This is a genomic window from Magnetospirillum sp. UT-4, from assembly GCF_902729435.1.
In the GTDB taxonomy this organism is placed as follows: domain Bacteria; phylum Pseudomonadota; class Alphaproteobacteria; order Rhodospirillales; family Magnetospirillaceae; genus Magnetospirillum.
In genome coordinates this window covers 95,272-117,354 of sequence record NZ_CACVCG010000024.1, presented here as the reverse complement: position 1 = coordinate 117,354, position 22,083 = coordinate 95,272, and the positions used below count along the sequence as shown (strand labels likewise).

The following is a 22,083-nucleotide window of genomic DNA, read 5'->3' as shown; positions in this document are numbered from 1 at the left end:
GGGGTGGGCTCAGGCGTGGGCTCCGGGGTCGGCTCGGGCGTGGGCTCCGGCGTGGGCTCCGGGGTCGGTTCCGGGGTCGGTTCGGGCGTCGGCTCCGGCGTGGGCTCCGGGGTCGGTTCGGGCGTGGGCTCGGGAGTCGGTTCCGGCGTCGGCTCGGGGGTCGGCTCCGGGGTCGGCTCCGGCGTGGGCTCGGGAGTCGGCTCAGGCGTCGGCTCGGGCGTGGGCTCGGGCGTCGGTTCCGGCGTGGGTTCGGGAGTCGGTTCCGGGTCGGCCGGCGTCGGTTCCGGGGTCGGCTCGGGCGTCGGCTCCGGGGTCGGTTCCGGCGTGGGCTCCGGCGTCGGCTCCGGGGTCGGCTCCGGGGTCGGTTCCGGCGTGGGCTCGGGCGTCGGTTCCGGGGTCGGCTCCGGCGTCGGCTCCGGCGTCGGCTCAGGCGTCGGTTCCGGGGTCGGTTCCGGCGTGGGCTCAGGAGTCGGCTCGGGGGTCGGCTCCGGCGTGGGCTCGGGAGTCGGTTCCGGGTCGGCCGGCGGCGGGGCGGGCGGGGCTGCGGCGACCTGGTCGTCCTCTTCCTCGTCTTCGTCCTCGGCGGGCTGCGGCTCGGGGCGGTTCTCGGGGAAGCGCTCCTCGCGGTCCGGCGCCGGCGGCGGCGGGTCGGGCAGGCGGGCGGCGAAATCGCCGGGCGGGACGTCGGTCGGCGGGATGGGGGCCTGCGCGCCGGTGGTGCCGATCTCGATGGCGGCAATGTCGGCACCGGCGCCGAAGGGGTCGGCGACGATTTCAGCGCCGCTGCCCACGCGCGCCGCGCCTTCGGCTTCCGCCGCGGCGACCAGCTGCTGCTGGCGGTCACCCATCTGCAGGTTCGAGAGGTCGGAATTGTCGGTGGTCGAGCTGTTCTCCTCGGAATGCTCGACGGCGTCGTCTTCCTGGTTGAGGTCGTTCTGCTGCAGGACGGTGAGGTCGTCCAGGATCTGGGCATCCAGCTTCTGGTCGTTGCTCAGCTGCGCGCCGTCGCCCTGGTTGTTTTCGTCAGCCATATTCCGTCCCCAATAACAGAGAGTTCCCTACCCTTTGATGTTAACCCCCTTGCGCACCATGCCCAACCGGGCCAGGGGTTAGCCGCCGAACTGACCCCTGAGGAGTAATTCGGCCGGGTAAGTCCGCTTAAATCAGATTGCGCACAGCCCGCGTCCTCACCGCTCGTGGAATGAGGATTTCAGCGAAACGAAGACCGGCTTGAACAGGTATTCGATCAGGACCTTGTTGCCGGTGACGATGTCGGCCTCGACCGACATGCCGGGCAGCACCAGGTTCTGGTTCTCGCCCGGACCCATGTAGGGGCGGCTGATCTCGACGATGCCGCGGTAATAGGGGGTCTTGTCGGTCTCGCTGGTGTAGGTGGTGGGCGAGACCTTCTTCACGGTTCCCGGCAGCATTCCGTACCGGTTGTAGTCATAGCTGGAAACCTTGACCTTGACCGGCTGGCCCGGGGCGACGTGGCCGACATCGGCGGTGGCGATGCGAACCTCGGCCTCCAGCACGGCGTTGGAGGGCACCACCCGCATCAGCGTCCCGCCGGCCGGCACCACCTCGCCGACGGTATTGACCTTGAGGTCCTGCACCCGGCCCGAAACCGGCGCCCGCACGTCGGTGCGCTGGACGCGGTCCAGCAGCTTGGTCAGGGCGTTCTTGACCTGCTCCGCCTCGCCGGCGACCGAGCCGAGTTCGGACAGGGTGTCCTGCTCCTGGGTGGCGTCCAGGCTGGCGCGGCGACGCACCGCCTCGGCCAGGGCGTCGGTGTTGACCTGGATCTGTTCGGTCAGGCGGGCGACTTCGCCCTGGGCGGCCACCTTGGCGCGGGCCGTCTCCAGGTAGGTCTGGCGCGACACCACGCCGCTGTCCGCCGCCTGCTGGCGGATGTCGGTCTGGTCGCCGGCAAGTTTCAGCTGCTGGTGGGCGATGTTCAGGGCGTCCTTCAGCTGCTTGATCTCGCGCCGCTTCTGATCGACCTGGCTGTCGATCACTTCGAGGGCGCTCTTGCGCGCGGCGATCTGGCCGTGCCACAGCCGCTCCTGGTCGAGGGCGAGGTCGGGAAAATCGGTGGTGACCGAGGCGAAGTCGGGCTTGCGGTTCTCGCGCACCGCCTTCAGCCGCTCGGCGCGCAGCAGCAGCCCGTAATAGCGGGCCAGCATCTGCTTGTGCTCGGACATGGCGTCGGTGGTGTCCATGCGGATGAGCACGGCGCCCTCCGCCACCTCCTGTCCCTCGCTGACCAGGATCTCGGCGACGCTGCCGCCTTCGAGATGCTGCACCACCTTGACCGAGCCGGTGGGGATGACCTGGCCGGGCGCCGCCGCGATCTCGTCGATATGGACGATGGAGGCCCAGATCAGGAACAGCACCAGGAACCCGGCGGCGGTCAGCAGGCCGGCTCGGACGAAGGCCGGCAGGCTTGCCTCCTCGAACAGGATGGGCTCGGACAACAGCTTGCGCTGGCGTCCGCCCCGCACGATGACGAGGGCGTTGCCGGGTGCCGGGGCTTCGGCGGCGGCAGGGGGGGGAGGCGAGGCGATTTCGCTGGTCATCACAGGTTGCCCATGATCAAGGTTTTCAGGTCATCGAAGGTGCCGACCTCGCGCACGTAGCCCTCTTCCATGTACACCACCGCGTCGGCGAGGCGGAGGTGGCTGGGCCGGTGGGTGACGATGAGGATGGTCGAGGTCTTGCGCAGTTCGGCCAGGGCCGCCTGGAAGATCAGGTCGCCCTCGAAGTCCAGGCCGTTGCCGGGCTCGTCGAACAGCATCAGCGGGGCCGGCTTGAGATAGGCGCGGGCAAGGGAAAGACGCTGGCGGAACCCGTTGGGCAATTGTTCGCCCTGGCCATCGGAGATCTTGGCGTTGAACCCCTCGGGCGACGCCATGATGTCGTCGTACAACCCGGCCATCTTCGCCGCCCAGCGCAACTCGTCGTCGCTGGCGGTGGGATGGCCGAGACGCAGGTTCTGGGCGATGGTGCCGAAGAACACGTCGCACCGCTGCGGGGCGTAGGACACCAGGGCGCGCAGGTCGGACGGGTCCATCTGGCGGATATCGACGTTGTCGATGCGCACGCTGCCGGCCTGGGGCGAATAGAGGCCGGTGACCAGCTTCAGCAGGGTCGACTTGCCGGCGCCGTTGGGACCGGCGATCGCCACCACCCGCTTCGGCTCGACCTTGAGGCTGACGCCCAGCAGGGCGGGGTCGGCATCGTTGGCGTAGCGGAAGGAGACGCGGGCGAATTGCAGCTCCCCCTGGAACCGCCGCATGGCCTGGCGCGGCGCCGAGCCGTCGCGCTCGGCCTTGAGGCGCATCAGGTTGTCGATCTGGCGGATGCTGGCGCCGGCGCGGTAGAGCGTGGTCAGCGACACGAAGGCGGTCTGCAGCGGGGTGATCAGGCGCCAGATGATCATCATCGCGGCCATGACGACGCCGGACCCGACCGAGCCGGCGAAGACCTGGACGATGCACGCCACCAGCGCGGTCAGGGCGGTCAGTTGCCCGATGGCCTGGGACAGGGTGGCCAGGCTGGAATTGAGCTGCTGCGACGAGAACTCCGCCGCCACCGCCTTGCCCGACAACAGGCGGAAGCGCTCGAACCAGCGCGACTCGGCGCCGGCCTGGCGGATGGCGCGCATCTTGGCCAGGGCGTCGGTGAGGAATTCCTGGCGCACGGTGCCGGCCCGCGAGGCCTTGCCGGTCACCGCCGTCAGTTTCGGCTGGCTGATCAGCGCCAGCATGGCGTAGGTGGCGATGGACAGCGCCAGCACCGCCAGCAGCCATGGCTCGATGATGCCGAGCACGATGACGAAGACCAGCGCCGCGGGCAGTTCGTAGAACACCAGCGCGATGGTGCCCAGGAACATCTCGCGCAGGGATTCGAAATCCTTGATGCGCGACATCTGGCTGCCCACGGTGACCTGCTCGGTCGCCCAGGCGGGCAGCCCCATGATGCGGCGGAAGATGGCGCTGCCGATCAGGAACTCGGCGCGTGCGCCGATATAGGCCAGCAGACTGGCGCGCAGTCCGCGCAGCACCCAGTCGGCGCCCAGCGCGATCAGCAGTCCGAGGACCAGGAACGGCACCAGCCCCAGGTCGCCGCTGGGAATGATGCGGTTGAACACCGTCATCACGAACAGCGGCGGCACCAGGATGAACAGGTTGAGCACGATGGTCAGCACCAGGGTGACCCAGATGGCCGGGCGGAAGCGTTCGAGGATGCGGCCCATCCAGCTGCTGCCGTCGTCCACCGGCTGGGCCTCGACGGCGCGGAAGACGTGCGCCTCGCCGCGAATGCCCTCCGGCAGCAGGTATTCGGTTTCCAGCTTGCGGCCGTTGAAGGCGAAGTAACCCTTGCCCGGCTCGTAGCGCACCAGTACCAGGGCGTCGCCGTCCTCGGGCAGGAACAGGCATGGCAGGATGCGGGGGTCGAGTTCGTTCAGCCGCAGCGTGAAGGTGTGACAGGAGTAGTTGAGGTTCGCCAGCACCCGGCGCAGCCCGGCAAGGTCGAGCGACTGGGCGAAGTGGGGCAGGGCCTCGGCCAGCTGGCGCGGCGAGCCTTTCCAGTCCATCGCCTTGAGCAGCGTCGGAAGGCACAGCGTGAGGTCCGACAGCACCGGGAAACGGCCCAGCACGGTGGCGGTCATGCGCTCGTCCGGCTGCGGCCGGTCGATCACCGCCAGAGCGGTGCCGGCAGTGCCGGCCGACGCCGCGGCCCCCGGCTTGCCGGCCCCCGGCCCCGGCAGCGCCCCGGCATTCTCCGGCGGCTTGTCGACGATCTTGCCATCGACCAGATTCAACACCCGGTCCGCCATCTTGACCAGGGACGGCCGGTGGGTGACCAGCACCATGGTCTTGCGCCCCTTCAGGCCGACCAGATACTGGCGCAACAGCTCGTCGCCGGCGGAATCGATGGCGATGTTGGCCTCGTCGAACAGGACGATGTCGGGATTGTGGACCAGGGCGCGGGCGATGGCGACACGCTGCTTGATGCCGGCCGGCATGGCTTCCGAGGCGCTGTTGCCGACGGGGGTGTCGTAGCCCAGCCGCATTCCCGCCACCACCCGGTCGAGGCCGAGCAGCTCGGCCACCTCGAAGGCGGAATCCTCCAGCGCCGGGTTGAACATGGTGATGTTCTCGAGGATGGTGCCGTCGATCAGCACGCCCTGCTGCGGCAGGTAGCCGATGCGCCGGGCCACGCTGGACGGCGAATAGGCGGCGAGATCGTGGCCGTCCACCAGCACCCGCCCGGCATTCGCCGGCAGCAGGCCGGCGATCAGGCTCAGCACCGAGGTCTTGCCGCTGCCGTTGTCGCCCTGGATGGCGATGCACTCGCCCGGCTTGATCTCCAGCGAGGCGCCGTCCAGGATCGGCTGCGGCGCCCCCTTGTAGGCCAGGGTCACGTTCTCCAGCACGATGCCGCCCTCGCCGACGGGAAGGTCGGGACGCACGGCTTCCTGCCCGCCCATCTCGAACAGCTTCTCGATCTGCTGGCGGGCGACGGCGAACCCCTGGAACCGCACCCAGGTGCCGAGGACCGACTGCATCGGGCCCAGGCTGCGGCCGGCCAGCAGGATGCAGGCGGCCAGGGCGCCGGGGGTCATCCTGCCTTCGACCACCAGCACCACCCCGAATCCGACCACCGCGACGGTGGAAAGCTGCGAGAACAGCGCCGCGATGTTCAGTGCCAGCACGGAATGCTTGGTGCTTTCCTGGCTGCGATCGACGTTGACATCCTGCAGCATCTCGTAGCGGCGCTGCATCATCTCTTCCATCGACATGCTCTTGACCGAATGGATGCCGGTCAGCGCCTCGGCCAGGAAGCTGAAGCGGCGCTCGTCGAAGTCGGACCGGCGCAGGATGTCCTTGCGAACCTGGCGGCCATTGTAGAAGGCGACGACGCTGAACAGCGCGATCATCACCAGTGGAACCATTACCAGCCAGCCGCCGAGCAGGAAGATCAGGAAGACGTAGACGATGACGAAGGGCAGGTCGAACAACGAGAGCAGCGCCTGGCCGGAATAGAACTCGCGCACCATGGCGCTGGCGCGCAGGCGCTCCATCAGGACGGTCGGCCCCTCGCGCTCGAACGCCGGCAGCGGCGACCGCAGCAGGCGCTTGAACGCCTCGCAGGACAGCCGGTGGTCGAAGGCCGAGCCGAGCCAGCCGGTGACGTAGTTGCGGCCCAGCCGCACCGCCGTCTCGATGGCCAGGGCGATGACGACGCCGACGACCAGAAGGCCGAGCGTGGCTTGCGACTGGTGGGGAATGATGCGGTCGTAGACCTGCAGGATCATCACCGGAACCGCCAGCATCAGCACGTTGATGACGGTCGAGGCAAGCCCCAGCTCCGGAAACAACTTGCCGATGTCCGAAAGCTTGAAGAAGTCGATCGCCGCCTTGTACTGGGCGGCCTCGTCCTTGGCAGCAGACATTCAAAACCCCGCCCATACCCTGGGATTTGCCACATGGCGACGGCCGATCCGGCCGCATCAGGCATTCACCCTATCCCGTCGGACGGTAAGGTCAAGTGGCAGGAATTTGCAAGCAGGGCCAATCGGGTGTCACATTTTGGCACAGTTGCACTTGCAGGAAGACTTGTAACCCATTGACCGCTTGGTCATAGTTTTCCGGCGGACTGGGGTTTGGATGGCGCCATGACCTTTATTATAGTTGTCAATGAGTTTTTTGCTACTGAATCGAGAGTCGCGACGGTGATGACGGCGTTGGCGGTGGCCCGCCGGTCGGGGGCGCCGTTCCCCGTCTCGGCCCGCTGACGACTCGGAATTCGGCCAATGCCCCCCAGGCCCAAGAAACACACCACCAATGCCGATCCGGCGGCCGCCGGGCTTACCGGCCGCCAGCACGAGATTCTCGCCCTTCTGCAGGCGGGCAAGGGCAACAAGGCCATTGCCACCGAACTGGGCATCGGCCTCGGCACGGTGAAGCAGCATGTGGTCGCCCTGTTCCGAAAGCTGAACGTCACCTCGCGGGCCGCCGCCATCTCGCATGGGTATGATGTCGACTGGCATCCCTATCCGTCCACCGCCTCGCTCCTCAGCGCCCCGGCCGAGGACAGCCTCGTCGAACTGCGCCCGGCCTGTGTCCTCAGCATCGCCGCCACCGGCGGCCCGGATGGATGGCGGATGCTGAACCGGCATGTCACCGCCGTCGTCGCCGACCATGACTGGACCACCGTCGCGCTGCCGGGCAGCGGTATCGACATCATCTTCGGCCTGCACCGCGTCGGCGAGGCCGACAGCCTGCATGCCCTGGCCGCCGCCCGCGACATCGCCGCCGCCATGGACGCGGCCGGGATGGCGGTCCAGGCCGGACTGGCAGCCGGCTTCCTGGTCGCGAGCATGCACGTTCACGGCGGCTGGACCGGCGAAAGCGTGGCCGGCCGCACCATCGCCCGTGCCCGCGGCCTGCGCGACGCGGCCGCCCCCGGCACGCTGCTGAGCGACGTCGCCTATCGGCGGCTGGCCGCCTTCGCCGGCCGGGTGGACGATCCCGCCGACGATGACGGAGCGGTGCCGCTGACCGGCGCGCCGCCCTGGCGTCCGGCCGCCGCCGCGCGGCCCAGGCCCATGGTCGGCCGCGCCGCGGAGATGGAGACCTTGCGCCGGGCCATGGCCGCCGCTGCCGGCGCCGCAATCGGCATGCGCGCCCTGGTCGAGGCCGAGGCGGGGATGGGGAAGACCACCTTGGGGGCCGCCCTGGCCCAGCAGGCCTTGCCCGGCCATGTGGGCTGGGCCACGGCGCGGTGCGGCGGCGGCGGCATCGCCGCCACCCTGGCCGCCATCGGCCGCCGCAAGGGCCGGCCGCTCGCCAATCCGGGTCCGCGCGAGGCTCTGGCCGGGGTGCGGCGCGGCTTGGAGAAGGGGCCGTTGGCCCTGTTCATCGACGATGTCCACGACGCCGGCGACGGCGACGCCGCCATCCTGGCCGAGGCGGCGGCCCTGGCCGATTCGGCGCCGGTGCTGCTGGTGGCCGCCGGGCGCCGTCTGCGCCACCCGGCCCTTGCCGGGCTGACCTGGCAGCCCCGGCTGCGCCTTGGCCGCCTGTCTCCCGCCGACATGGCCGCCCTGATCGACGCGCGCGGGGGCGCGGCCATGGACCCCGACGACCGGGCCGCCATCGCCGACCTGGCCCAGGGCGTGCCCCTGTTCGCGGTGGAACTGCTGCGCTCGGCCGCCACCCTGCCGCACCGCGCGGACATGGCGCGGCTGCCGCCGCTCAGCCTGATCGCCCTGGTGCTGTCCCGCCTCGACGGGCGCGGCCTCGACCGGACCCTGCTGCGCCAGGCCGCCCGCTGCGACGCCATTTCCGAGGGCATGCTGCGGGTCCGGACCTACCGGGAACCATCGACTTTTGAACAGGAGCTCGCCAAGGTGATGGAGGCGGGGGTGCTGTCGCGCGACGGCGATGGCATCATCCGCTTCGCCCATCCCCTGGTGCGCGAGGTCCTGCGTTGCGTCATGCTGGCCGACCGCCCGGGCTCCGATGCCTGGAAGGCGGCGGCCCTGGCCATTTGAGGGAGAACGAGGGGTGCGCCTTTCCATGCCTGTCCTTGCCCGAGGGGCCCACGCGGCGCTGCTGTGTACCTTCGCGGCGTCATGCACGGTCGGACCCGACTATGTGCGGCCGCAGACGCCGCTGCCCGGAACCTACCGCGCCGGCGCCAACGACATGGCGCTGCACTCGCCGCCGACCCGGTGGTGGACGCAGTTCCAGTCGCCCGAACTGGACGCCCTGATCGAGGACGCCCTGACCAACAACCAGGACGTCCGCGCCGCCATCCATCGCATCGCCCAGGCCGAGGCCCGTGCCGGCATCGAGGCCGGCACCCTGCTGCCGCAACTGAAGGCCAGCGCCCAGGCCGACGCCAGCGCCCCCAAGGGCGGCATCGGCAGCACCACCACGACCTCCGAGCGCTCGGGCCGGACCTTCCAGGTCGGGCTCCAGGCCAGCTACGAGATCGACCTGTGGGGCAAGAACAAGTCGGCCATGGAGGCCGCCCTGGCCACCGCCCAGGCCAGCGCGTTCGACCGCGAGACGGTGGCCATGACCCTGGTCGCCGACGTCGCCACCACCTACTTCACCTTCCTGCAGTTCTGCGACCGGGTCGTGGTCTACAACAACAACGTCCAGAACATGTCGCGGGTGATGGACAAGGTGAAGCGTCGCCGCGACCTGGGCGAGGGCAGCGACCTCGAGGTGGCGCAGCAGGCGGCGATCATGGCCCAGGCCGAGGCCACCCGCGCCATCCTGCAATTGGGGCGCGAGCAGCAGTTCAACCGCCTGGCCGTGCTGCTGGGCCGCGCCCCGGGCGAGTTCGCGCTGTCGTGCAAGCCGCTGGCGGGCCTGGCCATCCCCGATATCCGCCCCGGCATCCCGTCCGAGCTGCTGTTGCGCCGTCCCGACGTGCGCAAGGCGGAATCGGATCTGGTCTCGGCCAACGCCAACATCAACATGGCCCGCGCCAAGCTGTTTCCCTCGCTGGAGCTGACCGGCGAACGCGGCTACGGCAGCAGCGCCCTGCTCAACGTGCTCTCGCCGGCCAGCCTGTACTGGAGCATCGGCGCCAGCCTGGCCCAGACGCTGTTCGACAACGGCAAGACCGATGCCGAGATCGCCTATTACGAGGCGCGCTTCGCCGAACTGGTGGAGACCTACCGCAAGACCATCTTCTCGTCGCTGCGCGATGTAGAGGATGCCCTGGCGACGGTCCATTACGCCCACGACCGCAACGTCTCCTCGACCGAGCGGGTCAAGTTCGCGCGCGAGGCGCGCCGCCTCAGCGAGCGCTCGTTCACCATCGGCGTCATCGACTATCTGACGGTGCTCGACACCGAACGAACCCTCTACGACGCCGAGGATCTGGAGGTCCAGGCCCGGCTGTCGCGCCTGACCGCGGCGGTGTCGCTGTACAAGGCGCTGGGCGGCGGGCTCGAGGACGAGGACATTCCGCCGCGTGCCGCGGCCCAGCCGGCACCGGCCAGCGACGGCGCCAAGGAGAATTCCGATGCCAAGGGCTGATTCCTTCCGGGCCATGGTCCTGGCGGCCCTCGCCACCCTTGCCACCGCTTCGTGCACCGAGACCCACTGGCGCCACAGCACCTATCGCCAGGTCATCATCGACGGCCGCGAGACCACGGTGTCGTGGATCCGCCTGCAGCCCGACGAGATCGAGCTGACGGTGACCGAGGCGCCGCTGTGGAGCGGCGTGCCGGCGCCGGGCACCCCCAGGCTGGAGCGCGCGCTGGCCCGGCGGGCGGCCGAGGTGGTGGTGGAGGGGCGCTGCTCCGACAAATTCGAGCCGGTGCCCGGCGTCCATCCGGGCGTCTGGCCGGAGGGCGCGCACGCCTTCCGCTACCGATGCCTGCCCTAGGGCCGACCATGCGGCACCGCTTCCTCCGCCCCATTCTTCCCGCTGCCTGCGCCGTGCTGGCGTGGCTGGCGGCGGCCGGCCCCGCGGCATCGACCGCCTGGAACTACATCTACAGCTATCCGCCCGTCGCCGATTTCCGCACGCTGGCGGTGGACGTCACCATCTCGCCCGGGTTGAAGCAGGGCGATTCGGTCTACATCGCCCCGTTCCGCGGCACCCTCGGCGACAGCATCTTCTATTTCGGGCTGCAGACCGACCTGCACCAGTCGGCCACCGGCCGGACCGTGGGCAAGGGCATCGTCTTCTCGCGCTGGGGCGCGGTGACCGCCGACGACGCCCGCCCGGTGGCGGGCGGCTGGTCCGAGGCCCAGACCCACGCCGAAAGCCGCGAGGGCGATTTCACCGGAGTTCGCCTGCCCTATGCCTGGACCTCGGGGCGCTACACCTTCCGCATGGAATCCCGCATCGCCAGCCCGCTGCCGGGCCAATGGCTGGACCTGTCCATGCACGACCACCAGAGCGGCCGCCGCGTCGAGATCGGCTCGCTGCGCTTCCCGGCGCCGCCGCCGGCGCGGCTGGCTGGCGATCCCGCCAGCTTCGTCGAGTTCTACGCCACCCTGCCGCGCCCGCCCGACCGGCCGGGTTACGTGATGCTGCCGACCTTCGATGTCACGTTCACGCCGCCGCGCGTCAACGGGGCCATCACCCCGATCGCCGGATCGGTCCATTCGCCCCGCCGCGTCAAGTCGCTCGGCCGGGTCACCACCGCCCCGGACGGTCAGGTGAAAATGGCCATCGGCGGCAGCGCGCCGGCCGAGTAAGGAGCACGCCATGTCACGCACCCCCTTCCGCTTCCGCCCCCTGCTGGCCGTCGCCGCTACCGTCGTGGCGGCGGTTTCGGTGGCCGGGTGCACCCATGACGAACGCCGCCCCCGCACCGAGGTGTTCGAGGAGTCCGGCAAGGTGCTGCCGCGGCAGGACATTGTGATGGTCCGCGACGACCTGGTGCGCGGCAAGCTGGTGTTCTACGGCCCGGCCCTGCTGCGCCCCGATTTCCCCGAGGTGGCGCGCGGCGGCTACCGCCTGCGGTCGGAGATGGACAAGGCCAGCGGCGCCGTCACCCACTGGGTCGACCTGCGCTGGCACTGGACCGGTTCGGGCATCGACTACTGGGTCGCCGCCCAGGAGGAACGGACCGTCACGAACGAGTCCGGCGCCGAGCGCCAGGAGCGGATAATTCCGGTGCCGCTGGGCGTCGCCCAGATGGACGTGGGGGTCTGCTCCCCCTTCATCTGGATCGGCTGCGACCACGACGACGAGATCAGCGCCCAGGTCACCGAGGACATGCTGCGCACCGCGCCGGAGGAGGGGTTGCGGGTGCGCTTCCGCATGCAACACGGACGCGACTACGTCGCCCGCATGCCGCTCACCCACGTCAAGGCGCAACTGGTGACCATCGATGGCTGGCGCCCGCAGCCGCCGAGGAACTAGCGGGCGTTGATGGCCTCCCGCTTCCTGATCGTCAACGCCGACGATTACGGACTGACCGCCGGGGTGTCGGCCGGCATCCGCCAGGCGCACGCCGCCGGACACGTCACCTCGACCACGGCGATGATCAATTTCCCGCCCGCCCGGGCCGAGCTGGCGCGCGCCCGGCAGGAGAGTCCGTCGCTGGGGCTGGGGCTGCACCTGGTGGCCAGCGCCGGTGGACCGGTACGCCCGGCGGCGCGGGTGGCCTCGCTGCTGCGCCCCGACGGAAGCTTCGCCCGCCTGAACGACTGGAGCGGGGCGCGCTGGGACGCCATCGACATCGACCAGTTGCGCGACGAATGGCGGGCCCAGGCCGACGAGTTCATGGCCGCCGCCGGTCAGGCCCCCGACCACCTGGACAGCCACCACCACCTGTCCTACGGCCATCCCAAGCCGCTGGCTGTGATGCTGGACCTGGCCGCCGAGCTGGGAGTGCCGGTGCGCGATCCGCGCGGCCTGAAGGGCGGCGAGGCGCAGTTGGGGCTGGGCGACCCGGCCTCGGCGGCGGCCATCAATGCCCTGGCCGAGTCATGGGCCGCCATCCCCCATCCCGCCGGCCTGGTCTCCAACCGCCTGGGCAGCGGCCGCACGGTGGGCGACGCGCTGGTCCGCCTGCTGCCCGAGGGCGCGGTGGTCGAGGCCATGTGCCATCCCGGCCGGTGCGACGACGCGCTGCGCGCCGTCAGCAGCTATTGCGACGCCCGCGCCGCCGAACTGGACGACCTGACCAGACCCGGACTGGCCGCCACCCTGGCGGCGCGCGGCATCCAACTCGCCACCTTCGCCGCGCTCTCCGGCTGATCCGGGCGCCGGCATCGCGGCGATTGCGCCACCGACGTCGCCGGAGCAAAAAGCACATCACGGGAAGGACGCCCTTCCAGGACGCAGCGTTGGAGGGTACCGGCTGCTTCTGCCCCTGGGCATGCACGGCGCCGGCGAGATCGTGACCACTGCACCGGGCGAAGTCGGTCTGACTGTCGTGCAGGCTTTCCGGGGTGTGGGCTTCCTGAGGTAGTGGCCCCTCGAACGCTGACTGCGGCACGCGGGTGGCAGGCGCCTTCCTTCGCCTTGGATGGACCGGAGGTCGCGGTCACCTTGAAATTTCCCCGGATATCTCTCCCCGGATGCTCCGGGCAGGTGACGGACCTGACCTGCGAGGAAGCGGATCGCTTGCTGGGGCGGACGGCGGAGGATGGCACCGGCGGCTGAAGAAGCCGGTATTTCCTATTGGCCCCGGCCAAGATCGCGCCCCTGGCAGTTAGTAACCCGGCTTGCATTTCGGGTTACTAACCGGCATTCTGGTTCCTGGTTGCCGCCATCCCTCGCGATTGCCATGCCCGTGCGCTTCGATGTTCCCACCCAGGCGGTCTATTCGCAACTGCTCGACCGGTTGCGCGCTGGCGCCTTTGCCCCATTCATTGCCGAGGGCGGCTCTTTCATCACGAAGGAGGTGAAGGGGCGCCGCTACTGGTACCACGCGGTCAAGGAGGGCGGCCGATCACGGCACCGCTACCTGGGCCCCGACAGTGACGAGGTGCGCGGCCAGGTCGATGCCGCGAAACGGCAGCAGGAAGATTACCGCAGCGGCCGTCGGCGCAACCGCGAACTGGTCCGCATGCTCGGCGAGGCTGGTTACAACCGGCCTGACGCCCTGACCGGACGGCTCCTCGAGCGCCTTGCCAACGCGGGCGCCTTCCGACTCCGCGCCGTCCTTGTCGGCACGCACGCGTTCCGATGCTACGACGCCTTGCTGGGGGTGAGGCTGGCCGAGCAGGCCGGTGTCACCGGCGACATCGACATCGCCCAGTTCTCCACCGTTTCCCTGGCCGTGGACGATCGCCTTGAGCGGCCGATCGACGAGTTGCTGGGCGAAATCGATCAGCGCTTCGAACCGGTCGGGCGGCTGGATCCGCGCCAGGGGCATGCCGAGTGGCGACTGCCCGGCGACGAGATGCGGGTGGAGCTTCTCAGTCCCCTGGTCGGCCCGGACGACGACGCCCTGCAGGAACTGCCCGCCCTTTGCGGCCGGGCGAAGCCGCTCCGTTTCCTCGACTACCTGATCTACGAGACCGAAACCGCCGCCCTGCTGTGGGATGCCGGCGTCCTGGTGCGCATTCCCACTCCCGCCCGCTTTGCCTGCCACAAGCTGATCGTCTCCCAGCGTCGCGCCGCCCGGGGCGAGGGCTCGAAGGCACGCAAGGACCTTGCCCAGGCCCAGGCGATGCTGCCGGTCCTGCTGACCGACCGGCGCGGTGAGTTGGAGGACGTCTGGGAGGAATTGTTGAAGCGCGGACCAAAATGGCGCCACACAGCCTTGAGCGGGCTCGAAGGCCTGGAACCGGGCACGGCGCAGCCCTTGCGCGCACTTGCCGCTGATCTGGGGTGGACCTGAACACCCCTTAAGGTTCAGCCGCGCGCGTTCACCTCTCTGTCGTCCGCCGCGCTAAGCCTGCAATTCCGGCGACATCGCCAGCCACTCGACCAACGTGGTCAACCGCGTCCCCTCCGCCACCGTCAGACCAACCACCTGATGGCAGCACGAGGCGCAGCCCGGCCCGCAGGCGACGGCGGCGGCCTTTTGGCGCAGGTTGCCAACGCTGTCGCACACATGGGCGAAGAAGGCATCGGCGGCCTCGGTGACCAAGGCGGCGGCGAGACCCGCCGTTCCCGGCCGCTCCAACGTCCTGGTCGCGATATCGTAGGCGATCTTCTGGATATCAGAGAACCGAGGCGGCCGGGACACGGGTATCCTTGATTTCGGACAGGGTTTTGCCGACGGCACCGGCCCGGCGGGAGATGAACGCACGGATGGATTCGAGCTGAGTCCGGCGGAAGCATTCGGATCGTGTCCCAGGGATTGGTGTAAGAGCGGCGGCGTGACCGCATTGTGGGGTTGGCAACACCTGAATGACGACAGCCGTGCAATGGCCGTTCCTGCGGCGGAGGCCAGTCTTGCTGTCGGACACCCCGACGGCGGTTCAATGCTCCCCGGGTACCGGGCGTTGGAGCACCTGGAGGAATTTGATCCATCGCGGCTGGACCGCCTGCCACGGGAGGCGTGGGAACGATGGGCGCCCGCCATCGTCACTCATTCCCTCAACAACGACGAGACCTTGGGGCCGCGCCTGGGAAAGCGCTGTCATGCGCCGGCGGCGGCGGCCTTTCGCGATGCGTTCAAGCGTTGTGGCACGAATTCGCCCTCCTACTGCCTGAAAGGGGTATGGGACGTGGAGCTCGGCCGCACCCTGGTGGAGACCCTGAACCAACCCGATTTGCAGGAAGAAACAGTGGCGGAAATCATCCGTCTTCTGGTCCACCAAGATCATCCCGATGGGTTGGCTTATGTGCGGTCGGCAATGAACGGCCAAAACGAACGTCGGCACCGGTCTCGAACCGGCGCGCCAGGTGTTTGCCGCCCAGGCGGCCGGCCTTTCGGACGCCGGCCGCCAGGTCCGGGCGGTGGTGATCGACGCGGCGTGGCGATAGGGTGTCATCGTCACCCGCCGTTCAGCCATTCGGTCAGGTAGCGAAAGCCGATCCGCTCCTGCTCCAGCCGCACGCGCTCGCCGAGGCGGTCCGCCCTGAGGTCGTCCAGAAGCGCCCGCTCATCATCGGTCAGGTGGTCCATCCGCCCGGCGTGCTGAACCTCTTCGCGGCCCCAGAGCGGACGATGCGCAAGCAAGGTGCGTCGGTCCATCAGGAAGGATTGCGCGTGGGGAAACGATGCCCGCAAGCGACTGAGCATGGCGAATCCGTGGGTATCGATGTCGCTCCAATAGTGGATTTGCCGGGCATGCAGCCATGCGAACTCGTCCAGCATGCCGATACCGTGCCCCAGGCCGAAGATGACGATGGCATCCGGCATCGACGGAAACGATAAGCCGTTGACCTCGTTCTCGGTGATGAAGACCCGCCGCCCAGGTGGTGCCGTGGCGGCCAATTCCGCAGCCGGGACGGTGAGGTCGGTCAGGCCGCCCAGGGCCAGGGCCGGGTCCAGGATACGGAAGCGCACCATGGGCGGCTTGGACAGCAGGCCGAACCGCTGTTCGAACCCCTTTGCGCCCACCGCGGTGGCATCCATGGCCTCAGGCGGCAACGTCAGCGAAAGCAGGTCGGACAGCAGCCCTTTGTGCCCTTCGATGAACTTGGTATCCACCCCGGGAATGTCGAGCTGGCGCAGATAAAGCCCGGGACGGGGGTGACTGCGGAACCATGCCAGCACGGCCAGGACACGCGGCCAGTCATCGGCATGCTCGAGGATGGTCAGCGGCCGCCGCGCCAGCCAGTCGGCAAGCTGCGGAAAGGCACTCAGCGTGGCATCGGCCAGGCGGGTGAAGGCCGCCGCCTCGCGGGATTTCCCGATCAGGCGCAGCGCCGTGGTCTCGTCCGGAATTTCGATCCCATCGGGCACCCGGTTGCGCCCGAGCTGCCGGTGGTTCACCTCGCGCCAGGAAATATTGAAGCCCCGCTGGCTGCTCAGTTCCAGAGCGGCAATCCAGTCGCGCACGGCGGCGAACTGCTCGCCCAAATCCTTGGACTCCGGTGCCCGGAAGCGGAGCTTCAAGGGAAAGAGAGGCTCGGAACCAAGGCGGGCGGACAGAATCCTCCCCTGGTCCCACAGGCGGCGGATCTGGGCCTCCATATCGGCGGCGGTTGTCCACCCCGTCGTCATGCGCCGCGCCGGGCCTCTCGGCCCGCCCGGTATTCCTCGATGCTGAGGTTGGTCAGGCGGGACCGGTCGCCCTTGGGGTTGTCGACGAAACCGACCGCCGCCACGAAGGGCTCGATCACCGGAATCTTCTGCAAGGGGGTGACGATCAGCAATTGAAGCCCCATGCTGCCGAAGAGCTGGAGGCCGTAGCGGGTCGATTCGTCCGAGCCGCGCCCAAAGGCCTCGTCGATCACCACGAAACGGAATGTGCGCGCCCGCCCGCTGCCCCAGTCCAGGCCGAACTGGTAAGCCAGACTGGCGGCAAGGACGGTGTACGCCAGCTTTTCCTTCTGGCCGCCCGACTTGCCGGCCGAATCCGAATAGTGCTCGTAAGGCTCATCGGTTTCGCGCCAGCGTTCCGACGCGGCGAAGACGAACCAGTTGCGCACGTCGGTGACCCGGTTCCGCCACCTCTTGTCCGCCTCTGCCGTGTCGGCCCGGCCGCGAAAACGCTCGACGATGGCCTTGACCTGGAGGAACTTGGCCTCGGAATAGCCGTCCTCGTCCGATCCCGTCAGAGCCGATTCCGTACAGGCGCGCAAGTCCTGCTGGAAGGCGCGGATGTCGGCGTCCTGGGTGCGCTCGGCCTCCAGCAGGATGTAGCGTCCGGGATTGTAATTGATGGTGACCAGAGAGAGGTTGATCCGCTCTATGCGCTCCTCGATCTCGCCCACTTCGCGGTTCAGCTGGGACTGGAAGTTGGCGATCTCGCGGATGGCGTTCTCGTTGAGCTGCTTCTTGAAGTCGGCTTCGAAGCGGGGCAGTCCGTCACGAACCAGATCATCCAGCATCCGGCAATAGTCGGGCGCATACTCCAGGGTGGAGTCTACTTCGAGGGTTTCCTGGGGATATTCCTTGCGGTAGGCGGTCATGGCCGAAATGATGCGGTCTCGGGTAGCGGTCACGCGCAGATCGATCACGTCGATCTTCTTCTTCTGAAGCCATTCACGCATGTCCTGGGCGGCGTTGTCGCAGGACTCCACCGTCAGCTTGCGGTCGCCCAGGGCTTCCGCCCGCATCGCCTCCAATTCCGGGAAACAGCGCTCGGCGACGTCGGCGGGAACGCCGTCGCGTTCCTTGACGGCCGCCTCCAAGACCTCCCGCGCGGCCCGGATTTTCTCCTCGGCAAAGTTCTTTTCCCTTTTGGCCGCTTCGAGTTCGCCCTCCACCTGCGCCACGGCGTCATTGACCCCGGCCAGTTGCCCCTCCAGCGTCCGCAGAACATCGGAGGATGCTTCGATTTCCCGCTTTTCCAATTCCAGCCGCTGGATCAGAGAGGCCGGGCCGCGCCAATCGATGTCGCGGAACTCGGCCCAGGCTTCCAGCTTGCTCAGGCGCTGCAACTGCTCGCCCGGCTTGCGCGCATTTTCATGAAGAATGCGGTGATTGTCGGCCGCGGCCTGAATCTGCCGCTCCAGGCCCCGGGCCTGCGCTTCCAAAGCCGCAATCTTGTCGGTGTTCGACCAGCCGAGAACATAGGATGTGCGATCATCGATGGCCCGGCGATCATCCTTTTCGTGGCGGTCGTGGTTGCCCTTGACCTGGCCCTGGCGGGTGATTGCCTGACGTTCCAGACGGAACTGGTCGAGGGTGTCGCAGCAGGCATAATCGAAGCGACGCCCGATTTCCCCGTCCAGCCAGGCATAGAAGGACGAGTCGGCCTTGATCTCTAGCTTGCGCGCCAGGGAGGTCGGGCCAGGGGATGCGCTGACCGAATATCCGCGGTCGCGGACCCGGTAATAGACCAGACGGCCGCCCAGATGGGTGCGGTCTACCCACTCGGCGACCTTGGCGTAATGCGCATCGGGAACCAGCAGGGATAGGGCGAAACTGTGCAACAGGCGTTCGGCGGCGCCTTCCCAGACGCGGTCCTCGGGCCGCACCCGCAGATGCTCACCGGCGAAGGGCAGATCCTCGGCGGCGATACCTGTGGCGTGGCACAGCGCGTTCCGCAGATCGAGCATCTGCTTGGGGATGTTGGACGGCCGTTGGCGCAGCGACTTTAGCTCCGCATCGACGGCGTCATGCTTCCGCTTCAGATCGCGCAGCCCGACTTCGGCTTCGACCAGGGCATTCTGGGCCTCGGCCTGGCGGGCCTGAGCATCCTCGCGCTCTCGCGTCAGCCTGTCCTTGTTGGCAAGAAAGGTTTCCTGGTCGATGACAGCCGGGAATCCCAAATCCTGGACAACCCGGTCATATGCATCGGCCCGATTGCGACGGGAATCCCGCTCCTTTTCCTGTGTGGCGATGTCGTTTCGCAGTGTTTGCAGGCGGTCACCGCCATGGTCACGTATCGCCTGCTCGAGTTCGCCCCTTCGCTTCACATGCCCGGCCTGGGCGGACGAGAGATCCGCGACCTTGGCCTCCTGCCGCCTGAAGGCCTGATCGAGGCCGGCCAACCGGGACCCGAGGAGGTCCGCCTTGTACCCGGCGAACCATGGACGCAGCGCAAGGTCGCGGCATTCGCGCAAGCCCGTCACCTCGGCGACATGGGCGGCATGGCGGTCGCAATCGGCGACCAGCGGCGTGAGCAGCGAAATCTGCCGCTTGGCCCTGACCACCGCATCGTGGGCGCGGGTGAGATCATCGAAATGCAGGACCAGCGCGTTGATCCGCTTATCGACCTCGAACGCTTCAAGCATATGGCTGCGCACGAAGTCCGTGAGGTTGCCCACCGATTTCATGGACACGGTCTGGTGGAACAGCTCCAGCGCCTGATCGCTGCCGATCCCGAACCGGCGGCTGAATTCCGCGCAATAGGGCGGATAGCTTTCCGTCAGGATGATATCGTCCTGTGCCCGCAGCCGTTTCTTCAAAACGCCGATTTCGCCGGTGATGCCGCCGAAATCACCGGCGATGGAGAGCCTGCGGCCGGCCACGACAAAGAAGCGGTCGGGCTGGTTCACATGGTCCTTGATCCAGAAGACCTGGGCCAAGGTCACGTCCTGGCCCAGTTCGTCATTGCGGAAATGCCCGAGGATGACCGAATAGGTGTTGTGGTCACGCAAGGCTACAGGCTTCGCCGAGGCGCCGCTCTCTCCCTTTTCCGATTTGTAATAGCCCAGAACGTAGGAGCGCAGGTCGCGCTCGCGCTGATCGGCCCCCGCCGCCTTATTGTAGTTGATCCGGTGGCTCGGGATCAGCAGCGTGGTCACCGCGTCCACCAGGGTGGACTTGCCGGAACCGATGTCACCGGTGAGCAAGGTGTTCTCGCCACCCAAGTCCAGCGCCCACACCTTGGCGTCGAAGGTCCCCCAGTTGAAAACCTCCAGCCGCGCCAGGCGGAATCCGGTTCGCGGCGGCGGCGTGTCGTCGTCGGGCTGGATTGCCGGTGCGAGTTCGTTCATTCCACCTCTCCGCCGGCGAGGCGGGTCCGGTATTCACCCAGCCGCCGGTCGAACTCGCCCAGCCACTGGGCATCGACGAACGCCTTGAGGATCCTGCGGACCTCGAACAGGCCCGACTGGCCGGGCAGCCGGCGCAGGAACCCCAGGTCGACCACCTTGTCGATATGGCTGTCGATCTTGTCGGTTATCTTGGCCTGGTTGCTGCTGTCGGGCAGGAACAGCTGCATCATCTCCACCACCTGGTCCCGATCCAGGATCAGGCGGGTATCGCCGCCCTTGGTGTCCAGCTCCATGAGCTTCTCGCGCAGCAGCACCAACAGAAGGCTGACCGGGAATCCCAGCGGCCTCCTGGCCACCAGACGGGGAAGCGGTTGTTCCTCATCGGCTTCATCCGTTTGTCTTTGGCGCAGGAAGGCGTAGCCCTCGGCCTCGTCCAGCACCAGGTCCAGGCCCAGCACGCCCACATGGTCACGGACATGGGCCTGCTGGCCCAGCATGGCCTGCCACAGGGGCCGATCCTCCTCCTCGTAGATCACCCCCTTCATCAGGCTGATGATGACGCGGGACAAATGGTGCGGGGCTTGGGTCATGATGCGGCCTCGCGGCAATACACCACCATGGGCAGCGTCGCCCTTCGCGTGACGCCGTCCTCGCCATCCCAGAACACCGAGTCCTTCAGGCGATCATCGATCAAGGCCGCGGCATCCTCGGCGGCTAGGCCGAGATAGGTCATCAGTTCCGCCAATCCCTGTTCCAGCGGTTGCGTCATCGCCACTTCCCCAAGGGACACCTGCGGCCTGGATTGAAGAGCCCGACGAATGGCGGCAGCCAAGCGGTCCCGATCGACCATGGTCTGGTCGTAGAGGGATTCGGTGGCCACTTCTTCCTTGCCCTCCTGAAGTTCGCCCGATGTGATGCGCGCCTTCAGCGGCGGTGTGAACAAGGGGCGCTCGAAGGGCAGATCGATTTCAGGTGCCGGCTTCTCCAACGCGATGAAGTCGCCGGCGGGGGGACTGTCGCGAACGGCCAGAGCTCCCTGGCGGATATTTCGAATCAGGTCGAGAATGCGGCGATTCTCGGCCCAGGCCCGGTCGTCAAGATAGCGGCGCAACTGCTCCGACAGGCGGCGCACCGTCGCCTGGGCGCCCTCGCCCGCCTCCAGCCAGTCATGATGAACGCGCCGTATCCGCCGGTCGGGCTCCAGGGCCTTCACCGGCTCCAGCTTCAGCACCGCATCCAGCAGCCGCCCCAGTTCCTCCTGGCGATCGGACGACATCAGGAAATCCCAAAAAGCCCGGAAGCTGCGCCCCTGGTCGGAGTCTGCGATCACATCGTGGCGACCGAAGACCTCCTCCAGCAACACGCTCTTCGCCCCATCCCAGGTGGCGACTTTTTCGCGCACGGTCCGGTCGAGATCGCGGAAATTCTGCTCGACTTCGCGGAAGTCCGACAGCAGCCCGCGGGCGGTACCGGCCATCTGCAGAAAGCGGTCCTTGATTTGCACGTCATCCATCGGCGTCACGCCGTCGCGGCGAATGCGGGCGATATCCGCTTCGATCCGCGCCTTACGTTTCTCCAACTCGGCAATGCGCTGGGCGGGGTCGAGCTGGGAGCCTTCGATCAGTTGGCGCAGCAACTCGAATACCGTCATAAGCCGCGACTCGGTGCCGATGAACGGGCGCTGTTGCAGGCTCGACAGCCACTCGATGGCCTTTTCCGTCGCCGGAGTCAGGTCGAAATGGGCCTGGTCGCTGTCGGGTGGATAATATTTCCGCAGCCACCCATTGCGATCCGACGCCCATTCGTCGAGGTATTCGGCTGCCGGGCGGGGAAACCCCTCGCGCCCCACATCAAACAAGAAGTCATCGAGCCTTGCGGCCAGGTCGGGCTGAGACATGGATCGCTGGTTCGGGGCGATGAAGGCCCGATGAAGGAAACTCGCCACCATCACCACATTGCCGGCGGCCAACAATCGCCAACCCGGATGCGTCTTGCGCAGAGTGGTAAGCGTGCCGAAATCCATGGCGTCACCAGCTCATCAGATATCCTTGGAATGTTAGGAGTGGGCACCGG

15 protein-coding genes and 1 pseudogene are annotated in these 22,083 nt (G+C 67.9%); 8 read left to right on the top strand and 8 right to left on the bottom strand.

Annotated elements, in window-relative coordinates; all coding sequences use genetic code 11:
* From MTBUT4_RS19235 to MTBUT4_RS01820, 3 genes and pseudogenes are all read right to left on the bottom strand, one after another.
* Positions 1-1,031: pseudogene (locus MTBUT4_RS19235) on the bottom strand (hypothetical protein); the annotation flags it as partial.
* A 156-nt stretch (positions 1,032-1,187) separates the two neighbouring features.
* A complete protein-coding gene (locus MTBUT4_RS01825; RefSeq protein ID WP_173977954.1) occupies positions 1,188-2,579 on the bottom strand; it encodes an HlyD family type I secretion periplasmic adaptor subunit in 1,392 nt (463 codons plus the stop codon).
* The gene (locus MTBUT4_RS01820; RefSeq protein WP_173977953.1) at positions 2,579-6,463 is read right to left on the bottom strand and encodes a peptidase domain-containing ABC transporter; all 3,885 of its coding nucleotides are present in this window, start codon (positions 6,461-6,463) and stop codon (positions 2,579-2,581) included. The genes MTBUT4_RS01825 and MTBUT4_RS01820 overlap by 1 nt, the downstream gene beginning before the upstream one ends.
* Positions 6,464-6,823: 360 nt before the next feature.
* Between MTBUT4_RS01820 and MTBUT4_RS01815 the strand changes: the two genes are divergently transcribed.
* From MTBUT4_RS01815 to MTBUT4_RS01785, 7 genes are all read left to right on the top strand, one after another.
* Positions 6,824-8,566 carry a LuxR C-terminal-related transcriptional regulator gene (locus MTBUT4_RS01815; RefSeq protein ID WP_173977952.1) on the top strand — a complete coding sequence of 581 codons (1,743 nt, stop codon included), beginning with the start codon at positions 6,824-6,826 and terminating at the stop codon, positions 8,564-8,566.
* Between the two features lie 25 nt (positions 8,567-8,591).
* On the top strand, positions 8,592-10,070 hold the full coding sequence (locus tag MTBUT4_RS01810) for an efflux transporter outer membrane subunit (protein ID WP_173977951.1): 1,479 nt from the start codon (positions 8,592-8,594) through the stop codon (positions 10,068-10,070).
* Positions 10,057-10,422, top strand: a complete 366-nt coding sequence (locus MTBUT4_RS01805; RefSeq protein WP_173977950.1) for a hypothetical protein — start codon at positions 10,057-10,059, stop codon at positions 10,420-10,422. Before MTBUT4_RS01810 ends, MTBUT4_RS01805 begins: the two co-directional genes overlap by 14 nt.
* A gap of 8 nt (positions 10,423-10,430) precedes the next feature.
* Positions 10,431-11,243 carry a hypothetical protein gene (locus MTBUT4_RS01800; protein WP_173977949.1) on the top strand — a complete coding sequence of 271 codons (813 nt, stop codon included), beginning with the start codon at positions 10,431-10,433 and terminating at the stop codon, positions 11,241-11,243.
* 10 nt (positions 11,244-11,253) lie between these two features.
* Positions 11,254-11,913 carry a hypothetical protein gene (locus MTBUT4_RS01795; RefSeq protein WP_173977948.1) on the top strand — a complete coding sequence of 220 codons (660 nt, stop codon included), beginning with the start codon at positions 11,254-11,256 and terminating at the stop codon, positions 11,911-11,913.
* A gap of 9 nt (positions 11,914-11,922) precedes the next feature.
* A complete protein-coding gene (locus MTBUT4_RS01790; protein ID WP_173977947.1) occupies positions 11,923-12,753 on the top strand; it encodes a carbohydrate deacetylase in 831 nt (276 codons plus the stop codon).
* Positions 12,754-13,285: 532 nt separating this feature from the next.
* Positions 13,286-14,344 carry a GSU2403 family nucleotidyltransferase fold protein gene (locus MTBUT4_RS01785; RefSeq protein ID WP_173977946.1) on the top strand — a complete coding sequence of 353 codons (1,059 nt, stop codon included), beginning with the start codon at positions 13,286-13,288 and terminating at the stop codon, positions 14,342-14,344.
* Positions 14,345-14,395: 51 nt separating this feature from the next.
* On the opposite strand, the gene MTBUT4_RS01780 is transcribed toward MTBUT4_RS01785, so the two are convergent.
* A complete protein-coding gene (locus MTBUT4_RS01780; RefSeq protein ID WP_173977945.1) occupies positions 14,396-14,695 on the bottom strand; it encodes a hypothetical protein in 300 nt (99 codons plus the stop codon).
* A gap of 133 nt (positions 14,696-14,828) precedes the next feature.
* Between MTBUT4_RS01780 and MTBUT4_RS01775 the strand changes: the two genes are divergently transcribed.
* Positions 14,829-15,479 (top strand): hypothetical protein, encoded by a 651-nt coding sequence (locus MTBUT4_RS01775; protein WP_173977944.1) that lies wholly within the window; start codon positions 14,829-14,831, stop codon positions 15,477-15,479.
* Here MTBUT4_RS01775 and MTBUT4_RS01770 read toward each other — a convergent pair.
* Genes MTBUT4_RS01770 through MTBUT4_RS01755 form a run of 4 tightly spaced genes read right to left on the bottom strand, consistent with a single transcriptional unit; the run spans position 15,449 to position 22,033 of the window.
* Positions 15,449-16,594, bottom strand: coding sequence for a DUF3322 domain-containing protein (locus MTBUT4_RS01770; RefSeq protein ID WP_217424091.1), 1,146 nt, complete (start codon positions 16,592-16,594; stop codon positions 15,449-15,451). The genes MTBUT4_RS01775 and MTBUT4_RS01770 overlap by 31 nt on opposite strands.
* A gap of 26 nt (positions 16,595-16,620) precedes the next feature.
* Positions 16,621-20,010, bottom strand: a complete 3,390-nt coding sequence (locus tag MTBUT4_RS01765) for an ATP-binding protein (protein WP_173977942.1) — start codon at positions 20,008-20,010, stop codon at positions 16,621-16,623.
* Entirely contained in the window at positions 20,007-20,600 is a 594-nt protein-coding gene (locus MTBUT4_RS01760; protein ID WP_173977941.1) for a DUF4194 domain-containing protein, read from the bottom strand. The genes MTBUT4_RS01765 and MTBUT4_RS01760 overlap by 4 nt, the downstream gene beginning before the upstream one ends.
* Positions 20,597-22,033 carry a DUF3375 domain-containing protein gene (locus MTBUT4_RS01755; RefSeq protein ID WP_173977940.1) on the bottom strand — a complete coding sequence of 479 codons (1,437 nt, stop codon included), beginning with the start codon at positions 22,031-22,033 and terminating at the stop codon, positions 20,597-20,599. The genes MTBUT4_RS01760 and MTBUT4_RS01755 overlap by 4 nt, the downstream gene beginning before the upstream one ends.
* Positions 22,034-22,083: the final 50 nt, after the last annotated feature.

Excerpts from the sequence above, each read along its gene's own strand:
- MTBUT4_RS01825 (WP_173977954.1), bottom strand. The coding sequence starts at position 2,579 with ATGACCAGCGAAATCGCCTCGCCTCCCCCCCCTGCCGCCGCCGAAGCC.
- MTBUT4_RS01820 (WP_173977953.1), bottom strand. The coding sequence starts at position 6,463 with ATGTCTGCTGCCAAGGACGAGGCCGCCCAGTACAAGGCGGCGATCGAC.
- MTBUT4_RS01815 (WP_173977952.1), top strand. The coding sequence starts at position 6,824 with ATGCCCCCCAGGCCCAAGAAACACACCACCAATGCCGATCCGGCGGCC.
- MTBUT4_RS01810 (WP_173977951.1), top strand. The coding sequence starts at position 8,592 with ATGCCTGTCCTTGCCCGAGGGGCCCACGCGGCGCTGCTGTGTACCTTC.
- MTBUT4_RS01805 (WP_173977950.1), top strand. The coding sequence starts at position 10,057 with ATGCCAAGGGCTGATTCCTTCCGGGCCATGGTCCTGGCGGCCCTCGCC.
- MTBUT4_RS01800 (WP_173977949.1), top strand. The coding sequence starts at position 10,431 with ATGCGGCACCGCTTCCTCCGCCCCATTCTTCCCGCTGCCTGCGCCGTG.
- MTBUT4_RS01795 (WP_173977948.1), top strand. The coding sequence starts at position 11,254 with ATGTCACGCACCCCCTTCCGCTTCCGCCCCCTGCTGGCCGTCGCCGCT.
- MTBUT4_RS01790 (WP_173977947.1), top strand. The coding sequence starts at position 11,923 with ATGGCCTCCCGCTTCCTGATCGTCAACGCCGACGATTACGGACTGACC.
- MTBUT4_RS01785 (WP_173977946.1), top strand. The coding sequence starts at position 13,286 with ATGCCCGTGCGCTTCGATGTTCCCACCCAGGCGGTCTATTCGCAACTG.
- MTBUT4_RS01770 (WP_217424091.1), bottom strand. The coding sequence starts at position 16,594 with ATGGAGGCCCAGATCCGCCGCCTGTGGGACCAGGGGAGGATTCTGTCC.
- MTBUT4_RS01765 (WP_173977942.1), bottom strand. The coding sequence starts at position 20,010 with ATGAACGAACTCGCACCGGCAATCCAGCCCGACGACGACACGCCGCCG.
- MTBUT4_RS01760 (WP_173977941.1), bottom strand. The coding sequence starts at position 20,600 with ATGACCCAAGCCCCGCACCATTTGTCCCGCGTCATCATCAGCCTGATG.
- MTBUT4_RS01755 (WP_173977940.1), bottom strand. The coding sequence starts at position 22,033 with ATGGATTTCGGCACGCTTACCACTCTGCGCAAGACGCATCCGGGTTGG.